This is a genomic window from Draconibacterium orientale (genome assembly GCF_900111425.1).
GTDB lineage: Bacteria > Bacteroidota > Bacteroidia > Bacteroidales > Prolixibacteraceae > Draconibacterium > Draconibacterium orientale.
This window is the reverse complement of sequence record NZ_FOHT01000004.1, coordinates 45,885-66,428: the sequence shown is the minus strand read 5'-3', so window position 1 is coordinate 66,428 and position 20,544 is coordinate 45,885. Positions and strand designations below refer to the sequence as shown.

Annotated in this window: 16 protein-coding genes; 7 read left to right on the top strand and 9 right to left on the bottom strand. The window is 42.6% G+C overall.

The features are described from left to right. Positions 1-377 precede the first annotated feature (377 nt). Complete coding sequence (locus BMW53_RS03830; protein ID WP_074780225.1) at positions 378-1,325, bottom strand: DUF7544 domain-containing protein; 948 nt, start codon at positions 1,323-1,325, stop codon at positions 378-380. Between the two features lie 537 nt (positions 1,326-1,862). Here BMW53_RS03830 and BMW53_RS03825 point away from each other — a divergent pair. Further along, a complete protein-coding gene (locus tag BMW53_RS03825) occupies positions 1,863-2,312 on the top strand; it encodes a hypothetical protein (protein ID WP_038558934.1) in 450 nt (149 codons plus the stop codon). Positions 2,313-3,053: 741 nt separating this feature from the next. Here the strand turns inward: BMW53_RS03825 and fusA2 are convergent. Beyond that, the gene (gene fusA2 / locus BMW53_RS03820) at positions 3,054-5,210 is read right to left on the bottom strand and encodes an elongation factor G2 (protein ID WP_038558937.1); all 2,157 of its coding nucleotides are present in this window, start codon (positions 5,208-5,210) and stop codon (positions 3,054-3,056) included. Between the two features lie 636 nt (positions 5,211-5,846). On the opposite strand from fusA2, the gene BMW53_RS03815 reads away from it, so the two are divergent. The 6 genes from BMW53_RS03815 to cobA all read left to right on the top strand — a co-directional run bounded on the left by BMW53_RS03815 (position 5,847) and on the right by cobA (position 12,023). After that, positions 5,847-6,086 (top strand): DUF2061 domain-containing protein, encoded by a 240-nt coding sequence (locus BMW53_RS03815; protein ID WP_217642879.1) that lies wholly within the window; start codon positions 5,847-5,849, stop codon positions 6,084-6,086. An 18-nt stretch (positions 6,087-6,104) separates the two neighbouring features. Continuing rightward, positions 6,105-6,557: a precorrin-2 dehydrogenase/sirohydrochlorin ferrochelatase family protein gene (locus BMW53_RS03810; protein WP_038558940.1), complete on the top strand. Its 453-nt coding sequence runs from the start codon at positions 6,105-6,107 to the stop codon at positions 6,555-6,557. A gap of 41 nt (positions 6,558-6,598) precedes the next feature. Then, positions 6,599-8,422, top strand: coding sequence for an assimilatory sulfite reductase (NADPH) flavoprotein subunit (locus tag BMW53_RS03805; protein WP_038558943.1), 1,824 nt, complete (start codon positions 6,599-6,601; stop codon positions 8,420-8,422). A 149-nt stretch (positions 8,423-8,571) separates the two neighbouring features. Then, the gene (gene cysI / locus BMW53_RS03800) at positions 8,572-10,272 is read left to right on the top strand and encodes an assimilatory sulfite reductase (NADPH) hemoprotein subunit (RefSeq protein WP_038558944.1); all 1,701 of its coding nucleotides are present in this window, start codon (positions 8,572-8,574) and stop codon (positions 10,270-10,272) included. A gap of 183 nt (positions 10,273-10,455) precedes the next feature. Beyond that, positions 10,456-11,295 carry a Rossmann-fold NAD(P)-binding domain-containing protein gene (locus tag BMW53_RS03795; RefSeq protein ID WP_038558946.1) on the top strand — a complete coding sequence of 280 codons (840 nt, stop codon included), beginning with the start codon at positions 10,456-10,458 and terminating at the stop codon, positions 11,293-11,295. A 2-nt stretch (positions 11,296-11,297) separates the two neighbouring features. Further along, entirely contained in the window at positions 11,298-12,023 is a 726-nt protein-coding gene (gene cobA / locus BMW53_RS03790) for a uroporphyrinogen-III C-methyltransferase (protein WP_038558948.1), read from the top strand. Here the strand turns inward: cobA and BMW53_RS03785 are convergent. The 7 genes from BMW53_RS03785 to BMW53_RS03755 form a co-directional block, all read right to left on the bottom strand. Next, complete coding sequence (locus tag BMW53_RS03785; RefSeq protein ID WP_038558950.1) at positions 12,020-12,475, bottom strand: hypothetical protein; 456 nt, start codon at positions 12,473-12,475, stop codon at positions 12,020-12,022. The genes cobA and BMW53_RS03785 overlap by 4 nt on opposite strands. Positions 12,476-12,593: 118 nt before the next feature. Beyond that, positions 12,594-13,625, bottom strand: a complete 1,032-nt coding sequence (gene hemE / locus BMW53_RS03780; RefSeq protein WP_038558952.1) for a uroporphyrinogen decarboxylase — start codon at positions 13,623-13,625, stop codon at positions 12,594-12,596. Positions 13,626-13,775: 150 nt separating this feature from the next. Then, positions 13,776-15,071, bottom strand: a complete 1,296-nt coding sequence (hemL, locus tag BMW53_RS03775; RefSeq protein ID WP_038558955.1) for a glutamate-1-semialdehyde 2,1-aminomutase — start codon at positions 15,069-15,071, stop codon at positions 13,776-13,778. 3 nt (positions 15,072-15,074) lie between these two features. Further along, positions 15,075-16,058 (bottom strand): porphobilinogen synthase, encoded by a 984-nt coding sequence (gene hemB / locus BMW53_RS03770; protein WP_038558958.1) that lies wholly within the window; start codon positions 16,056-16,058, stop codon positions 15,075-15,077. A 12-nt stretch (positions 16,059-16,070) separates the two neighbouring features. Further along, a complete protein-coding gene (gene hemC, locus BMW53_RS20885; RefSeq protein ID WP_074780222.1) occupies positions 16,071-17,783 on the bottom strand; it encodes a hydroxymethylbilane synthase in 1,713 nt (570 codons plus the stop codon). Further along, positions 17,780-19,033 carry a glutamyl-tRNA reductase gene (gene hemA / locus BMW53_RS03760; RefSeq protein WP_139178015.1) on the bottom strand — a complete coding sequence of 418 codons (1,254 nt, stop codon included), beginning with the start codon at positions 19,031-19,033 and terminating at the stop codon, positions 17,780-17,782. Before hemA ends, hemC begins: the two co-directional genes overlap by 4 nt. 163 nt (positions 19,034-19,196) lie before the next feature. After that, complete coding sequence (locus BMW53_RS03755; RefSeq protein WP_074780219.1) at positions 19,197-20,480, bottom strand: sensor histidine kinase; 1,284 nt, start codon at positions 20,478-20,480, stop codon at positions 19,197-19,199. Positions 20,481-20,544 lie beyond the last annotated feature (64 nt).

The following is a 20,544-nucleotide window of genomic DNA, read 5'->3' as shown; positions in this document are numbered from 1 at the left end:
ATCTGGCTTCGATCTGCTTTCTTCGCCGGACGATTTCGCTTTGGTCATTTCATCCCGGCGCTACGCATCGGGTTATCGACATTAGACGCTTCCAGCGTCATGAATAATTTGCAATTCCGACATAGTTGGTCAATAAAGTCGTTTTAACTTTGTAATCAATTCAATATCCCGAAAGGATAAAATGTGACTAACCCGAGGTGAAACCCGGGGGTGATGAGGGAGCAAATCAAAGGCGCAAATAATTAGTTATTCAACGCACAATCGCTGTATGCGCCTCGTAATCTGATTATTTTTGTGAATTGCAGTCGTTAGACCACACTTTTATTCCTGTTGGTGATTCCCGGGAATCATGAATGTTTTTCTGAATTAATTATCATTTATTCCTTAGCAATTTCGTTCCTGTCGTCAGTTAATTCAGCTACCGGCGGAAATACATTGTATTTGTCGCCAAACTGTGCCAGAAATTCAATACTAAAAGCTCTGAAAGTGTAACTTATTGGCAATAAAATTACCGCTCCAATATAGGGGATGGCAATAAGCAGTAAGCCAATGCAGCAGGTAATCAGCGCAAAGAAGATAATGGTAATGCCAACTGCAATTCCCAGAACAAAAATAAACAGCCCGTAAAGGATAAACGGTAACGCCCGTTTCCCGAAGAGCAATAGAAATTTACCCCAGCCTTTTATTACGCCTACACGATGTTTGTACATTATGGGTACCACAAAGTCCTTCAGAAACAGTGATATATATCCAAATACAATCAGATACCCGATAAACAGCAAAACCATTTGTGTGATTCCGGCAAAAATAACTGCCTTTGGTGCATGTGTAAGGTATAAATCTTTACCGGTAATAAAGCTGTAGGCGGCAATTAATGCAAACACGGCAAAAGCGAACCAGCTCCAAAAGAATTGAAAAATAAAAAGTGAGTTTCCCTGTTTTCGGAAGTCGTGCCAGGGTTTGCTGATCTCGGCTTTGTCGTGCGCCACATTATGCAAAAACATAAATCGTCCGCGCGAACTTACCCAAATAACCACCGAGATTATTATAAACAATATAACCAGACCCACAAGAATAAGGTTGGCCCAAACCGGGTTGTCGAGCAGCCAGTCCCATGCCGTTTGCGGGAAATTGAAAAACTCGTCCCAGTTGGCATTGTTTCCGGTGCTGTTTCCCGATCCGCTGCCACCGCCACAATCGGTTAGCCCGGCCAGCCAGGCTGTAAATCCAACTTTTACCCATTTGTTAATATCGAAGGGTTGGAATAGGGCCTTTTTCATGCGGTTCCAACCTGCAGAAAGTGGTCGGCTGTAGCTGATTTGCATGGCAGTAGTTTTTTGGTTTTATGCAAGTTATAGCATTCGTTAAAAATTACCAAACCAATTGCCCACAAATAGCTACTCAGTTAAATTCGTTATGCTGTCGGCTATCGTGCGTCGTTTTGGCGGGCATTTTTAATTCGTTAAAATTTTAAACTACAAGTTCGCATTTGTTTATTTCTATTCCTTATATTTGTTTGCTCAGGCAAACCTTAATTATATTGTGCGTATATTCACGGAGTGTATATGTTTAAATGTACAAGCCGTATTCATCTTTACTGTTGAATAACAAGTGTAGAGATTGTGCGTTACTTGGATAGTTTATTGATTTTTTACAGATATTCGGCCACAGGTAAAGGCCCGGCCATTAAATCGAAAATTGTTTGTTATATGAAAAGGATATTTGCTGCAGTTGTATTGGTTTTTGTCGTTTTTAATTCCTTCGCCAAAAAGGACATAAATGCCTGGAAACAGGAACAATCATTGCCCCGCTAATACGAAGTTTTTAAAGAGAACCTTAATTTTTGGAATGGATCTTATTTTTTGAAAGAAGATCAGTTGGATGATTTTTACGAGGCACTTACCGATACCATTGGTGTGTTAGAGAAAAGTGCAGAGCAGAAAAACGCACAGATAAGAGACTTGAATAGCCAAATAAGCTCGAAAGATGCACAGATGAATACGCTGCAGGAGCAACTCGACGAGAGTTTGAAATTGCAGAATTCAATTGTGGTTTTAGGCATGAAACTAGATAAGAATGTTTATTCGGTTACGATGTATTTGCTTATTGCCGGAGTTTTGGTGTTGGCCGGTTTTGTATTTCTTTTATACAAACGAAGTCTTTCTGTTACGCATCGCACCAAAAAAGATTACGAAGAGTTAAAAGCGGAATACGAAACGCACAAAAAGAATGCACTGGAGCGTTACACCAAAATGAATATGGAGTTGCATCAAACGCGTTTGGAGCTGAAAAAGGGCTCGATAAAATCGTAGAAAAGTTAAATTATCAGATATTGTTAGAACAGCCGAACTTTTAAGTTTGGCTGTTTTTGTATTTAGTGCTAAAGGATCCGATCCGTATAAGTTGCGTAAATACGGATCAGATCCTTTTTTATTGTACTTAAGGCCTAAAGCCCATTTTTGGTAGTGGAATCACTAACCCCGGCATTAATGCCGGGGCTAAGCTTAGCCCATCGAAAACGGGCTTTAGTCGTTTAACCTTATTATAGGTGTTTTTATGGAGGTTTGTAATCTTGTTGTCTCTGTAACTCGCCGATATTAGGTTTTCTGCGGTCGTGTAATTGCCCGGCAAACTTTGTGGCTGGCTTGTTGCAGCGCTGCGGCAAACAAAAAAACTTATTGGCTCGGCTGTTGCACGGCTGCAACAAGCAAGAAATTTTTGTGGCGAGCTTGTTGCACGGCTGCGGCGTGCAAGAAAATGTTTTTGGAGGCCTGTTGCAGCGCTGTAATTAGGAAAAAGTTTTGTGGCTCGCCTGTCGCAGTGTTGCAACACGCAAAAAAATGTTGTGGAAGGCTTGCCGCAGAATTGTAATTAGGAGGAAATTTAGTGGAAGGCTTGTCGCGCAACTGCAGGAGGCGGGAAAAAAGTGTGGCTCGCCTGTTGCAAGGCTGCGGCAAGGTGATTCGGTCTTGTTGTGCCATAAAAACAAAACCCCGATCCGTTAAAAACGAACCGGGATTTATTAGTTATAGTAAAATGGATTAGAAAATGGTCTATTCTTCTTCCTGCTCGGCTTCGTAAGCTTTCAGCAGTTCTTCCTGTACATCGGCAGGAACTTTTTCGTATCCGTCGAAACTTATGCTAAATACGCCTCTTCCACCGGTAATCGAACTCAGCGAAGTAGTGTATTTAAACATTTCTTTCTGTGGAACTTTGGCTGTAATTTTTTCCAGGCCTTTTTCCGAGCCCATGCCCATAATCATGGCACGACGTCCCTGCAGGTCGCTCATGGCATCACCCATGCGGTCTGATGGTACCCAAACTTCAAGATTTAAGATTGGCTCAAGAATTTTAGGACTGGCATTTTTAAAGGCCATGCTGAAGGCATTACGTCCGGCCAGTTTAAACGAAATTTCGTTCGAGTCAACCGGGTGCATTTTCCCGTCGTAAACATAAACGATAATATCACGGGCATACGAACCGGTAAGCGGGCCTTCCTCAATCTTTTCCATTATTCCTTTCAGAATAGCCGGTAAAAAACGGGCGTCGATCGATCCACCAACAATACTGTTAACAAATACCAGTTTTCCGCCCCAGTCCAATTTGTGCTCTTCAACGGCGCGAACCGAAATCTTCTGTTCCTTATCGCCAAATTTAAACATGGTTTTAGGTGCAGCACCTTCTTCGTAAGGTTCAATAATCATGTGTACCTCGCCAAACTGTCCGGCGCCACCCGATTGTTTTTTGTGGCGGTAATCGGCCTGGGCAGGTTTGGTAATGGTTTCACGATACGGAATTTTTGGCTTCAGGTATTCCACATCTACTTTGTGAACATGATCGAAATACCATTTTAATACGTTAAGGTGGTATTCGCCCTGTGCGTGTATCAGTTGTTGTTTTAATTCTTTCGAGTACTCAATTACGTAGGTTGGATCTTCGTATTTGATCTTGCTTAAAATTTCGCCTACTTTCTCGTCGTCGGAATCGTTAACAGCCTTGGCTGCTACCGTATGGCGCGGCGTAGGGAACTCTATCGGAGCAAAAGCCGTTCCAATTTCTTTGGCTGCCAGGGTTTGGTTAAACCGTGTTTCTTTCAGTTTAACGGTGCAGCCCAGGTCGCCTGCATGAAGCTCGTCCACTTTCTCGCGGCTTTTACCATCGGGTACAAACACCTGCGATAAACGCTCTTTGTTGCCTGTTTTCGAGTTGATGAGGTCTAAACCCTCTTTTACAACCCCCGACATTACTTTGAAATAGGTGATCTCGCCAACGTGTGGTTCAACAGCAGTTTTAAAAACAAAAAGGCTTGGCGGTTGCGAAGCATCCATTGTTACCTCTTTACCGGCAACAATTTTACCCATTTTCTTCTCTTTAGGTGTCGGAGCAATGTTGGTAATAAATTCCATCAATCGGCCAACGCCAATACTTTTTCTGGCGCAGGTACAGAATACCGGGAACAAGGTAAGGTCGAGCATTCCCAATTTAATACCTTTGCGCATTTCGTCTTCGGTAAGTGTTCCTTTATCGAAATAAAGCTCCATTAAAGCTTCTTCGTTTTCAGCTGCTTTTTCAACCAGTTCGTTGTGCAGTTCTTCTGCTTTTTCCAATTCCGATTCAGGAATATCTGAAATCTCAGGTTTTCCGCTATCGTCTTTGTAGGTGTACATTTTCATTTTAAGTACATCGATGATAGCCGAAAAGCCTGTTCCTGGATCAACGGGGTACTGTACTACAGTGGTTTTATTGCCAAAAGCAGTTTTGCACTGGTCGAGGGTGCTGTCGAAATTTGAGTTTTCGTGATCGAGCTGGTTAAAAACCACAACAAGTGGCGTATGTGCATTGTCGGCATGGCGGGCTGCGGCTTCGGTACCGGCCTCAATACCGTTTGATGCGTTAACCGTTAGCAAGCCAAGTGCTGTAACACTTAACGACGAAACAACACCTCCGCAAAGATCGTCCATCCCCGGGGTGTCCATTATATTTATTTTCTTTCCGTTGTATTCGGTATGCATCAGGGTTGAAAAAACAGAATTGCCATAATCCTGCTCAATCGGGTTGTAGTCGGATACGGTATTCTTCGAACCCACATCACCTTTACGATTTATGATTCCACCCTCGAACAGCATAGCTTCTGCAAGGGTGGTTTTCCCACTGCCGGCATTACCAATTAGAGCAATATTCCGAACTTCATCGGTTTTGTAAACTTTCATAGTATATAAGTTTTATTGATTTGTTTATACTCGTTTTCTTCATCGTTTTGAAGCGAGGTTCTCAAAAATAGTAATAATTAATTAACAATCAAGAGGTAAAAATCAGGAGGAAATAATATATAATCCGGCCCTTGTTTTGTGCTGTGGTTAATGTGCATCAATACAGCTTTTTAAGCACTTTTGTTAATAAATGTTATAGTCTGAAATCATTATAAATAAGGGGGTGGCGCGAATTATCAGAATAGCATAACAATTATGTCGGCTAAAAAACATATGTGCTGATTTGGGGTGTTTCAGCATCCTTTTGTTTTGTTAATTAATTTAGAACAAATAAAAATAGGTAGATAAAATACTTTTTTGTCTTAAAAAATCGTTTACATTTGCAGTGTGTGATATTAGTCACATAGAAATAATTTTAAAGCGCGATGGTTAATAGTTTTTCGAAAATAACAATGATGGAAATGACATGTATGACATGTATGATGTGTATGTGTTGTAACGGTATTGTTGTGCAGAGGAACTGACCATAGATTGAAAATATTACTCGATTTTAAAGGCTCTTCTGTATTTGCAGAAGAGCTTTTTTTTTGAGAATAATTCAGATGACGATTGATATTTTAAACCGTAATATGGCCAATGGGAAAAGAAAATGGAAATACAGTTGAGCGAAAACGAAGGAGTATCGTAAAAACGATTTCGTGGCGTACCATCGGAACGATTGATACAATTCTGATTTCGTGGATGGTGGTGGGCGATATAAATTTTGCGGTAACCATTGGCGGTGTCGAGCTGTTTACTAAAATGGCTTTGTACTTTTTTTCACGAGCGGGCATGGAACAAAATCAGCTTCGGAAGGGTTACACATACACCAATTGAATACGAAATTTAAACAGTATGGCAAACCAAAATTTTTTACCCATTGCAATTGATATTGCCAACCAGAAAATACTGATTGTTGGAGGCGGACAAAGTGCTTACAGCAAGCTAAAGATTTTGCAGCGACACAATGCCGAGGTAGAAATACTGGCCATTGATGTATGCGACGAAATAAAAAACAGCGGAGTGAAATACATGCAAGCACCGTATCACAAAAGCTATTTAAAAGACTATTTAATGCTTTATTCCTGCTCGAATAACGCCGAGCTGGACAGGCAGATAGAAAAAGACTGCCGCGAAGAAAAGGTATTAGTTAATATTCATGATAAACCATCTCGCTGTCAGTTTGTTTCTCCTGCTATCTACCGGCATGGAAATATTTCGGTGGCGGTGAGCTCGAATGGCGAGAATGTTTATGAATCGATAAGAATAAGAAATTTAATAAAAGATAAGTTGCAACTTGAAGATTGAGTTGGGTGATTTCAATTCAGTCTCGTAATTAAAAATCAAAAATGAGTTTAAAAACAAATCCATTAAATGATGCACAGTTAAGTGCTTTAAGCCAGTTGGTTGAAGGCTTGAATAAAGAGCAGACTGTATGGTTAAATGGTTATTTTGAAGGGCGATTGGCAGCCCTCGGAGGAGTTGACGTGCCAGCTGTTACAGGAACAACTGTTAGCACCGCAGCAGCAGCTCCGCCACCGCAAAGTTCGATTAAGCTTACCATTTTGTATGGTACCGAAACCGGACATTCGCAGGGACTGGCCGAAAAATTGGGTGAGAAGGCTTCGTTTAAAGGAATTGATGCCCGGGTTTTGAGTTTGTACGATTACAATTACAAAAAGCTGAATGAAGAAGACAATGTGGCGATAATTGTTAGTACACATGGCGAGGGCGATCCGCCTGATATGGCCGAAGATTTTTACAAATATGTAACCGGGCCGCGTGCTCCTCAACTTAATGGCGTAAACTATTCGGTGCTGGCCTTGGGCGATAAAACCTACAAGCATTTTTGTAAAACCGGCGAAGAAATTGATGTGGCCTTAAAAAGCTGCGGTGCATACCGTGTTACGCCGGCCGTAAAATGCGATGTGGATTACGAACAACCTTCGGAAACATGGATGAACCTCTTTTTACTGAACCTCTCACCGGCTGAAACTCCGGAACCTGTGGTTACAAGTGCGCCAACAGCACCAGCATCATCTTCAGCAGGAGGTTTTGGCGAGGAGTTCTCAAAATCAAATCCGTACATGGCCACTGTGCTCGAGAAAGTTAGGATTACCGGAGACGATTCGGATAAGGAAGTGTATCATGTTGAACTTTCGCTTGAAGGATCGGGCCTGGAATATGAACCTGGCGATTCGCTGGGGATTTTTACCAAAAACCCGGAAGCTCTGGTCGGGGATATTCTGGCTTTTACAGGATTCGATGCGGAGCAGAAAGTTGATGTTGGTGAAGAAGAAATGAGCATAAAAGAGGCTTTGTCGCACCATCTTGAAATTACAATGCTGACCTTCGATCTGCTGAAAAAATACCAGGAGAAAACAAAGAATGCCGAACTCGCAAAACTACTTGTCGACGATGAGGCGCTCGACGAATATTTGTATGGTCACGATGTGCTCGATTTATTGGAAGACTTTCCTTACGATTGGAACGCTCACAAATTAGTAGAAGTTTTACGCCCGATTCCGCCACGTTTGTATTCTATCTCATCAAGCATGGAAAGTGTGGGTGAAGAAGTTCATGTAACGGTTTCAGTTGTTCGTTACGAGCGTAAAAACCGCAAACGCAACGGCGCATGTTCGTCGCACCTGGCCGACAGCATTGAGATTGATGAGCAGATTCCGGTTTATATCGACAAAAATCCGTCGTTTAAGTTGCCGGCCAATGGTTCAAAAATTATCATGGTTGGTGCCGGAACAGGTGTAGCTCCATATCGTGCATTTATGCAGCATCGCGAAAGTTTAGGCATTAAAGGCGAGTCGTGGTTGTTTTTTGGCGACCGTCGTTTTAACTCCGATTTTCTGTACCAAACCGAGTGGCAAAAGCTGTTAAAGAACGAAATACTAACCAAAATTGATGTAGCTTTTAGTCGCGATCAGGAAGAAAAAGTTTATGTGCAGCACAAGCTGAAAGAGCAGCAAAAGGAGGTGTTCGATTGGCTGGAAAACGGTGCGCACTTTTATTTGTGCGGCGACATGAAATACATGGCCAAAGATGTAAACAAGGCTTTGCTTGATATCATTCAGACTCAGGGTGGTGTTCGCGAGGAACAAGCCGAAAAATATGTGAAAAACTTGAAACGTGAGAAGCGTTTCCAAATCGATGTATATTAGTGAGACTAAACTTTTAAAAGAGAGAGAAACGCATTAAAAGTTTTTAGTCGAACCGATCCCGATAATAAAGTTCGTCGGGATAAATTAAATAAAAGGAGCGATTACAACTACCTTCATGTAGTCGCTCCTGAAACTATAACCCAAAAATTATGAGTGAAAGTATTAACTGGCTTGAGCTTTCAGAAGTTGAAAAGCTCAAGTACGATAGTAATTACCTACGCGGAACTTTGCCCGAAAGTCTGGCCGACCCGATCACCGGGGCCATTTCGGATGGGGACACGCAAATTTCAAAATTCCACGGAATTTACCAGCAGTGGAACCGCGATGTTGATAAAGAGAGAAAGCGTCAAAAGCTGGAACCGGCTTTTTCATTTCTGATACGACTGCGCATGCCCGGCGGCAAGTTTACGCCAAAGCAGTGGCTGGCAATGGACGAACTGTCGGATAAATATGCCAACGGTACCCTAAAACTAACTACGCGGCAAACGTTTCAGTTACATGGTGTGCTGAAACGGAACCTGAAGGCTACCATTAAGGAGATGAACGACCAGTTGATGGACACCATAGCGGCTTGTGGCGACGTAAACCGTAATGTGATGAGCCACGCCAATCCGGCACAGTCGCCGTTTCATGCTGAAGTAATTGAAACAGCTAAAAAGATCAGTGCGCATCTTTTGCCAAAAACAAGTGCCTACCACGAAATCTGGCTGGAAAAAAAACTGGTGGCCGACAGTAAAGAGGAAGTGGAGCCGTTGTACGGAAATCGTTACCTGCCACGTAAATTTAAAATTGGCATTGTAATTCCGCCGCATAACGATTGCGATGTTTTTTCGCAGGATTTGGGTTTTATAGCTATTATTGAAAACGAAAAAATTGTTGGCTACAATGTAGCTGTTGGCGGTGGCTTGGGTACTACGTTTGGCAAACCTGAAACCTACCCGAGAACCGGAACTGTGATTGGCTTTTGTACGCCCGATCAGATTGTTGACGTGGCTGAAAAAGTAGTTGCGGTACAACGCGACAACGGCAACCGCAAAGACCGGAAACAAGCCCGATTGAAATACACCATCGACAGAATGGGCGTAGAGGAATTTGTGGCAGAACTGACCAAATATTTGGGTTATGAACTGGAGCCGGAACGCGCATACACTTTAGAGCGAAACGGTGATGATTTTGGCTGGATAAAAGGCAGCGACAAAAAGTGGCACCTCACTTATTTTGTTGAAGGTGGCCGCGTGCTCGACCGGGGTGAATTCAAACTGAAAACGGCTCTTCGGGAAATTGCAAAAGTGATCGACGGTGATATTATCCTTACCGGGAACCAAAACCTGATCATCTCGGGAGTGAGCACCAAAGTGAAAACCCAGGTTGACGCTTTGCTAAAAACTTACGGGGTATCTCCTGAAGACATTTCGGGCTTGCGTAAGAATTCGATTGCCTGTGTGGCTTTGCCGACTTGTCCGCTGGCTTTTGCTGAGGCCGAACGTTACCTGCCTGATTTGGTGTCGAAAATTGAAACGATTCTGAATGAATACCAGTTGGGTAAAGAAGAAATTGTAATTCGTATGACCGGCTGTCCGAATGGTTGCGGACGCCCTTACCTGGCCGAAATTGGCCTGATCGGTAAATCGCCGGGCTACTACAATTTATACCTTGGTGGAAGTTTTAACGGATCAAGATTGAACACGTTGTACAAACAAACCATCAACGAGGAAGAGATACTGAACGAGCTGTGTCCGATAATTGCTGATTTTGCAGCAAACCGCAAGGACGGTGAGCGTTTTGGCGACTTTGTCATCCGCAAAAACTATGTGGAGGAAATTAAAGAAGGCAAGAATTTTAAACACTAATTTGATTGATATTGGATCTTTGGAGCTTTTCTTTCCGTCATTCCGAATTTATTTCGGAATCTAAAAGGTGAAGATGCTGAAACAAGTTCAGCATGACGAGATATCAGAGATAGAGTGATGTTATTAGTATTCGTCCGGAAATGTCGGGCAAGGCAGAAATTATAACTTAAAAAGCAAGAGAACATGAGAAGAACAGTATCGATATTAGGTTGCGGATGGCTGGGAACGGCGTTGGGACGATCACTGCTCCGAAAAGGCTGGAAAGTAAAAGGCTCGGTGGCATCAACGCAAAGTTACAACCGGCTTGAGGTAAGTGGGATTAGTGCATTTTATGTAAAAGCAAAAGCCCAGTCGCTTACCGTGGATTACAATAGTTTTTTTAATACCGATGTGCTTATTATCAGCATTCCGCCAACGCGAACCGATTGTGTGGAGGATTCATTTCCGAAGAAAATTGAGCAGGTAATTGAGAAAGTGCAGGAGCTCAGCATTAAAAAAGTTCTTTTCATTTCTTCAACGTCGGTGTACGAATCGAAAAACACGGAAGTGAAAGAAGGCGATGAGGGAACACCTGAGAAAGCAAGCGGCAGGGCTTTGCTGAAAGCTGAGAAACTGTTGCTGGAGAATCCGGCCTTTCAAACTACCGTAATTCGTTTTGGCGGATTAATTGGTTACGACCGCAATCCGGCACGTTTTGTTCAGCACCGAAATGCCCCGGTTTTTGATTCGCCTGTGAATTTGATTCACCGCGACGATTGTGTAAATATCATCTCGCAAATTATTGAAAAGGATATTTGGGGCGAGGTGTTCAATGCATCGAGTCCGGAGCATCCCGGGCGAAATGAGTTTTATGCGAAGGCGGCAAAGATCAGTGATCTGCCAATTCCGGTGTTTTCAAAAGATAAAGGAAGTTTCAAGGTGATTAACAGCGATAAACTTATTGGGGCATTGGAGTATAAGTTCGTTTATCAAAGTCCGATGGACTATTTAAAAGAAGTGGAAGAGTGGGCCTACAGAATTTAGCGATGGAAAAGTTGGGGAAAGTATATATTGTAGGAGCAGGACCCGGACCGGCAGATTTGCTTACCGTAAAGGCGCATAGTTGTATTAAAAATGCAGATGTGATTTTATACGATGCGTTGATATCGAAGGATGTTCGGGCGCTTTTCCCTGAAAATGCAGAACTTATTTTTGTGGGTAAACGTGCCGGCGATGGCGTTGATGTAACCGAGCGGCAAAGCTCCATCCACCAAAAAATTGAAAAGCACGCCAAACAGGGAAAAGTGGTGGTGCGCGTGAAATCGGGCGATCCGATGATTTTTAGCCGGGGAGCGGAAGAAACCTCATTTCTGCTGGAGAAGAATATCCCTTTTGAAGTGGTGCCCGGCATTTCGGCGTTTAATGCGGCATCGGCTGAATTTGGCGTTCCGTTAACCGACCGGCGTGGAAGTAACTCGCTGCACCTGCTTTCGGGGCGCGATGTGGCCCGAAAACTACTCAGCGTAAAACAATTGGTAAGTATTGTTGAGAACCGGGGAACAGCTGTAATTTACATGGGTACGAAAGTACTGGAAGAAATCTACGAAGCGCTGGATACTGTTCACCGCGAGTGTATTCAGACTACGATTGTGTCGCGCTCCGGCCGGTGGGACGCGCAAAAGTTTAAAGGAACATTGGAAGAAATGGTTTCATTAAATAGTGAAACGCCTGTAAAAACCCCGGCTTTGATTTATCTCCGGATGGAATGTTAAGCGTAAATCGATAACAGCGAAATAGCAATTAGAACAACCGCTATAGAATAGTAGATTAAAACCTTCTTAAACCGACTCTGGCTTTTTTCTGTGAGGAATGAAGATATCAATCCGAGGTTGGCAATAAAAAGGGCAAACAACATAAGAACAATGTGTTCCACGGGCCATAATCTTTTTGCAACCATATTATTGCTTTCATCGGGGATGTACTGAAAATCGAAACCTGATCCCAGGTTGGTAAACATGATCAGCCCTAAAATAAGTTGCAGGTACAACGCCACAATAAAAGCAATGGCCACATACTTATCGGTTTTGGCGTAGGGGAGGTGGTTTTTTATACCTCGAACCGAGCGGTAAATCAAGGTTACCGCCAAAAGTAAAAATGATACACTGACAATGTCGTGTATAATCTTTACAAAGTCGGATGTGATTATGGCACTCAGATTCGTCATTTTTTTAGATTGGAGTAGTTAGTAATGAGTATTTAGATCTGGCGTACTGAATACTTTTCAGTCATTTACCATAATTTCTCACTACTCACTACTATATACTTATTACTAATTGCTCATCTTATCTGTTCCAGTTTGCACTTTTTATCCAATCGACAACGAATTTAGCATTTTCAACCGGAATGCCGGGAACAAATCCATGCCCCACGTTAAAAATCCATTTGTCATGTTCGGCTCCAAACGAAAGGTATTCCTGCAACTTTGCTTCAATTACTTCCTGATTGGCAAACAAAATCCGCGGATCAAGATTTCCCTGAACCCCCATGTCTGCCGGAATCATTTCGCGTGCTTCTTTAATTGGTACCTGCCAATCGACACTGATAAAGTCGGCATCACCGGGTTGCAACTGTTTTAATCCGGTTCCCAATCCTTTTGGTAAGAAAATAGTTGGAGTGCCGGTTTTCATTACTGCCGTTGATATTTTCCGCACAAACGGCATAATCAATTCCATATATAAATCAGCAGGAATAAGTCCGGCGTGCGTTTCAAAAATCTGAAAAGCTGCCACGCCATGTTTTACCTGGTTCAGCGCATATTCGATCGAGAGTTCGGTAATGGCACCTAGCAGTTGTTTTGCCAGTTTCTTGTCTTTATACAGCAGCGAAACTGCATCCGGGAAAGTGTGGTTTGTTCCCAAACCCTGTACCATGTAACAAAGTGTAGTAAATGGCGCTCCGCAGAAACCGATCAATGGAAAATCTGCAGGTTTGGTTTCCTGTATTTTGTCGATTACATCGTAAATGTATTCCAGTTTTGTGGCGTCTGGGTTGATAAGCGTCATCGGATCATCAAGGTCTTTCAACGCCGTGGCAAACCGTGGCCCTGAATCGGTGAAGGTCAACTCCATGCCCATTGCCTCGGGAATTACAAGGATATCGGAAAAAAGAATAGCTGCGTCAACGCCCAAATCGTAAACCGGTAGCAGTGTAACTTTAGCTGCCAGCTCCGGATCACGCATCAGTTCTTTAAAGCTGTATTGCTTTCTCATTTCAAGGTACGAGGGCAAAACTCTTCCCGCCTGACGCATAAACCACACCGGTGGCCGTTCTGTTTTCTCGCCTTTCAGTGTTTTTATAAAGATTCCTTTTTCCATCTATTTTTTGTATTTCTTTCTTATCAACAATGTTTGTGAAACTGTCTGCAAAATATTTTCAACTGGTTTTAAATTGAAAGGATTGAAGGGATTGAAGAGAGATTGAGCCAATCTCCATCAATCTTGAATCAATCTGTTTTCAATCTCGTATCAATCTTTTAGTTCCTTTAACGCGTTTAAATTAGCGTTGATGATGTTGTCGATGTCTTCGTCGGTGTGTGCATACGAAACAAACAAACACTCAAACTGCGACGGCGCGATGTACATACCGCTCTCCAGCGACAGTTTAAAATATTCGGCATAACGTTTAGTGTCTGCACTCATTGCTTCTTCGTATGAGCTCACTTTGTCTTCGTCGGTAAAAAATAAGGTCATCATCGAGCCAACACGGTTCAACACCGCTTTAATGCCTGTTTCTTTCAGGTTGTTGCGAATTCCTTCTTCCAGCTTTTTGGCTTTTCTTTCCAGTTCCGGGTAGAAGTCGGCAGTATTCAGAATCAATTTCAGCATGGTACTTCCGGCAGCCATCGCCAGCGGATTTCCCGACAGGGTTCCTGCCTGGTAAATCGGCCCGTTCGGTGCCAGATGATCCATAATTTCTTTTTGTCCACCGTAAGCGCCAACCGGCAATCCTCCACCGATAATTTTACCCAGCGTGGTAATATCGGGCATTACATTAAAGTACTCCTGCGCACCACCTTTTGCCAAACGGAAACCGGTGATCACCTCGTCAAAAATTAGGAGTGCGCCATTTTTTGTAGCGATTTCGCGCAAGCCTTCCAAAAAGCCTTTTTCAGGAAGAACAACCCCCATGTTTCCGGCAACCGGCTCAACAATTATTGCGGCTATATTTTCTGCGTCTTCACTGAAAAGTTGTTCAACTGAAGCCAGATCGTTGTAGTTGGCCAGCAAAGTATCTTTTGCGTTTCCGGCAGTTACTCCCGGACTGTCAGGCAAACCTAAAGTTATAGCTCCTGAACCGGCTTTGATGAGGAAACTGTCGCCGTGACCGTGGTAATTCCCCACAAACTTTACAATTTTCTCGCGGCCTGTATAACCACGTGCCAAACGAATGGCGCTCATTGTGGCCTCCGTTCCCGAGTTTACCATGCGCACTTTTTCTATCGATGGCACCATCTCAACGATCAGTTCCGCCATTTCGGTTTCGTACAAAGTAGGAGCGCCGTAGCTGGTTCCTTTTTGTGCGGCTTCGTTAATGGCCGAAACAATTTCAGGGTGTGCGTGACCAAAGATCAGTGGCCCCCACGACGACACAAAATCAGTATATTGATTTCCGTCGAGATCAACGACTTTTGATCCTTTGGCACAGTCGATAAATACCGGGTTTAAGTTCACACTTTTAAAAGCCCGAACCGGAGAGTTTACGCCTCCCGGAATACTTTGCTGAGCTTGCTGAAATGCTTCTATACTTCTTAAAAACTGCATGTTCTATCCTTTTATTCCATTCAAAATTTTCGCTGCGTCAACAGCTGAATACGTAATAATAATATCGGCGCCGGCTCTTTTTATCGAGGTGAGAATTTCCATCATAACGCGCGGTCCGTCGATCCAGTCTTTCTCTTCAGCAGCTTTTAGCATCGAGAATTCGCCACTTACATTGTAAGCTGCTGTTGGCATTTTAAATTCTGTTTTTACGCGGTAAATAATATCGAGGAATGATAGCGCCGGTTTTACCATAACAATATCGGCACCTTCGGCAATGTCGAGTTCTACCTCGCGCATGGCTTCGTCTGAATTGGCCGGATTCATTTGGTAAGTAGCACGGTTGCCAAATTTTGGAGCACTTTCGGCAGCTTCGCGGAAAGGCCCGTAAAAACCCGATGCATATTTAGCTGAATAAGCCATGATCGGAATTTTCTCGAATTTGTTGTCGTCCAATGCTTCACGGATTCGTCCAACGCGTCCGTCCATCATATCGCTTGGTGCAATCATGTCGGCACCGGCTTCTGCCAGTGAAACGGATTGAGCAGCCAGCGTTTCAAGCGTAGTGTCGTTATCTACATCGCCATCGATAATTGTTCCACAGTGTCCGTGCGTGGTGTACTCGCAGTTGCACACATCGGCAATAATATATAATTCCGGAAGCTCTGATTTTATGGCGCGAATGGCTTGCTGAACAATGCCGTTGTGTTGACAGGCAACAGTTCCGTCTTCGTCTTTTTCGGCAGGAATACCAAACAAAAGAACGGCTTTCACACCTGCTGCCGCAACATTTTTACATTCTTCAACCAGGTTCTCTACCGAAAATTGAAAGTTGCCCGGCATTGAGCTGATTGGATTGCGAACGTTGGTGCCGGCACAAACAAAAAGTGGCATCACCAAATCGTCAACCGATAGCTTTGTTTCGGTTACCATGTCGCGTAAAACCGAATTATATCTTAATCTTCTTAATCTCGTTTCAGGAAACATCATATAGCGTAGTTTTTATTTTGTTTGATAATAGTCGATTATAGCTTTGTAAAGTCCTTCTGCATTTGAACTTTCTGCCGTAAGCAGTGGCTCGGCACCACCTTGTCGGATAGCTTCAGAAGTTACTTCACCAATGCTGGCCATCTTCACTTTTGAAATGTTTTCGGTGCCATAAAAGTGGCAGAAATTATGAAACGTAGATGGACTTGTAAATACGATCAGATCGTAGTTGTCATTCGAAATCGCATCCAATATCTTTGGGTCAGCCCCCGACGGTTTTACCGTTTGATAAGTATTTATGCGGGTAACTGAATTGGCTTGTGATAATTCTGTTTCCAGTTTATCACCGGCCAGGTTTCCGAGTGCCAGCAAAATATTCTGGTCTTGCAGATGGTGTTTCTCCTGTAATTCTTTCAACAGGCCGTCGGAAGTATTTTCATTGGCTGTAAAATACGGAGCATAACCGTAATAATCCAGTTCTGCCGCCGTGTTTTTACCAATTACGGCAATCTTTAAATCAGTTGGCAAAGTAGTGTTGCCTAAGATTTCTATCATTTGTTTGAAGAAACTAACAACGCCATTTTTGCTGGTGAAAATTACCCACTGGAATTGGTCGAGATTTTGTAATGATTTTTCTTCCGCAGCAGTAAGTTGTGTCTGCTCAATCCGGATCATGGGCAACGAAACAACTGAAGCACCTGCTTTTTTTAGGAGATCGGGAAGATCATCGTGAATATCGGCCGGACGTGTAGAAATAATCACCTTGTCTTTTAACGGAAGCGCAGTGTTTGCAACAGGCAAATTCTCGGTGCGGATGGCATCAAGAATTTCTTTTCCACCGGCATTGAATAATTTATTGGCCAGGTTTCTCGCCATTTCATTGGCCTCTTCAACCGGTCCGCTAACTGTTTCTTTCAGAAACTGACTTCCGTCGATGCTGGCAACAAATCCCGTGATTGTTACCTGGTCGCCTTCAACTTTACAGGTACTTCCCACCGGAATCTGGCAACCGCCTTCCAGTGTATTCAGAAATACACGTTCGGCAGAACTTGTTATCATTGTTTCGCGGTGATTGATCTGTGCAATAATCGCTTCAATCTCCGGATTATTGTCTTTTATCTCGATGGCAATGGCACCTTGTCCGCAGGCGGGAATCATGGTTTCCGGATCCAGTATTTCGGTGATCGCTTCATCCATTTCCAGGCGTTGTAATCCTGCTCCTGCCATGATCATGGCGTCGCAGTAACCTTCATTCATTTTGCGGATGCGCGTGTTTACGTTACCTCGGATTTCAACGATATTAAAGTCGGGATTCAAGCGCAGTAATTGCGCTTTGCGGCGTAAACTTGACGTTGCGATGGTATGCTCCGAAGTGAGTTCCGAAAGTTTTAAATGATCTTTGCTTACCAATGCATCGTTAACGGTGCCTCTTTCCAGTACGGCACCCAATTTTGTTCCTTCAGGAAAAATAGTGGGAAGGTCTTTTAAACTGTGCACGGCCATGTCGATTTCATCGTTGAACATGGCTACTTCCAGCTCTTTCGTAAAAAGGCCTTTATCGCCGATTTTTGATAGTGGAACATCCAGAATTTTGTCGCCTTTTGTTTTAATAACGACAATCTCAAATTGCTTTTCAGGGAATTTTGGTACCAGTTCGTCTTTTACCCGATAAGCCTGATATAAGGCCAGTTTACTGCCTCGTGTACCAATGCGAATTATATTTCTCATGGGGCTATTTTGAACAGATCGTTAACCAATTCGATGTATTCTTTTTTACGTCCGTTATCGGTAATCGATTTTACGTTTTTTATCATCAGACGAATAAATTTATTGGTAATATGATCGGCATACATCGAGGCTTCTTCGGTATTATCTTTCGCCTGACGTTTGATAAAACCTTCGAGTTCGGCTTCATTTATTTTCTTGAAATTATCGCTTATGCTTTGGAAAGTCGGAGTCAGGTTACGGGTGTGTTGCCAGTCGCTAAAGTCAGCAACAAATTCGGCAATAATTTTTTCGGCTTTTTCAATTTCACCACGGCGTTTTCCGAAAGTGCGTTCAACAACGGCTTGCAAATCGTCAACATCGATAACAAAAACATTTTCAATTTCTGTCACTTCAGGAGCTACATTGTGAGGTACGGAAAGATCAACAAAAAACATTGGTTTATTTTGTCTTTCAATCATTACCTGTTCCACCATTTTTTTTGTAATAAGTGGCTTTTTCGATGCGGTTGATGTAATTACAATGTCGTTGGTCACCAGTTCGTTTTGCAGTTCCGAGAATTCTTTTGCTACGCCATTGTAGCGTTTCGCCAGTTCCTGAGCTTTTTCGGCTGTGCGGTTAATGATGGTGAACTTATCACAACCTTTTTTCAACAGGTTTTGCAGTGTAAGTTCGCCGGTTTGACCCGCTCCAAGCAACAATGTTGGATGAGAAGTCAGGTTGTGCAATTTTTCATTGGCCAGTTCAACTGCCGCGTAACTAACTGAAACCGCTCCTTTTGAAAGTGCAGTTTCTGTTCTTACCTTTTTGCCTGCCTCGAAAGCTTTGTTAAACAGGCGAATTAAAGTTGGAGTATGCAACTCGTATTTGTCGGCAATGGCAAAAGCATCTTTTAACTGACCAACAATCTGGTATTCGCCCAACGCCATGGAGTCGAGCCCCGATGCCACACGGAACAAATGTTGCGAAGCTTCGTCCTGGAATTTGTGGTAAAAATGTGCCCCCACACTTTTATCCGCTTTTCTCCAATCAAAAAGCATTTTGGCTAATGTTGATGTGCAATCAAAAATGTCTTTTTCCGTGTAGTCGAAATATATTTCGGTACGGTTGCATGTTGAAACAACGATTGCACCGTTTATTCCTGCGTCGATTAATTGCGGCACAAAACGCTTCACATCCTCTTCGCAAAAAACAAATTTTTCGCGAACTTTTATCGGAGCAGTTTTGTGGTTTAATCCAAGTAATCCTATCATGAATGAATCGATTAAGTCTTGATTTTGAAACAATACTATTAAAACAATCTGTAGAAAATCTGTAGAAAAAAACAGATTTGCATGTGTATTGAACAAAGGATTGTAAGCATAGTGTTTAATGCATTGGAAAACAGCTGGGTAGGTGTTTTCCTGACTGGGGGATTCAGGCTTCAAAATTGTTTGTATCCGGGGTGAAAATTATGCTAAAATTGTGCCGGTTATTTTCATAAGAATAAAGGGCCTTAAAACCCGAAACTTCGCATATTTTCTGAACAATGGCAAGGCCTAATCCAACCGAACTGTCGGACGATGATGATTTGTAAAAACGTTTAAAAATATCGTCGGCGGTTCCCTGAATTTTTTCTCCGCTGTTGGCAATCGTGAGTTGTTTTTCGTTTGTAATTATTGCAATTGTTCCGTTTTTATGATTGTGACGGATAGCATTTTTTAACAAGTTGGAAATCAATATGTCAGCCAGGTAAGGATTCATTTCAACAAAATAAGATTTGTCCGGGGTTTCCACTGAAATTTTTTTGCTCGCAATAACATCTTCAAGGAAAGATAGTTGTGTGTTTATGATTTGTGTTAAATTGATCTTTTTTACTTCCGGAAATTGCCGGTTGCCAATCTTTGAAAGAAGCAGTAAGGTATTTGTTAAGCGAGATAGTTTGGTGGATGCTTCATGGGCATCACTAATCGTTTTTAGTTCTTTTTCCTGCATACAATCCGACTGCAGCAAAAGTTCCATTTTCGAAATAATTACAGCAATGGGAGTCTGCAGCTCGTGCGAGGCATTTTCGGTATATTCTTTCAGGTTGAGGTAGTCGTCTTTTATGCGTTCTGTCATCGAAGTCAGAACCTTGTTCAGGTCGTTGAATTCCTTAACGTCGGTTTCTTTCAATTGAAAATCTTCGTGCGCATTCAGGTCGTATTTTTTGATTTTGTTTATAGTGTCGTAAAACGATTTTAGTGTTTTTTGCGAAATATGCCGGTTTAGCACCAGCAATCCTAAAATAAGTGCCACCACCAGGAATGTCATCAATAAAATGATGCGGACAATAAGGTTGTCGGTTTCGGCATGCGATTTAAAAATTTTTACCAGGAATTTTTGCCCGTTAATCTCTGAAACAAACTGCAGCTGCCGATAAGCTGTGTAAGTGCCTGTTTTTTTGTCAACGATAAGTGTATCGGAATAGCCTTCAGTTGGAAATCGGTTTGCTGGAATTGGTGTTATTTCAACTTTTTTATCAAAGTCGGTTGGTGCGGTGGCAGCCGAGTGTGCCGATTTTAATTCGTTCTGAATGCTGGTTTGCCGTTTTTGCAACTCAACATTAATATTTTGGTTTACCTGCTGGCGAAGTACAAAATAAAAAACCACTAAGCCAGTAAGGAAAATGAAAAGCGAAATGGAGAGGAAATTGAGACTTATTTTGGTAAGTAGTTTCATACTTTTTGCATGTCTGATCTATATTTTTCAAATAGAACACAAAGTCACTAAGCCATAAGGCTAA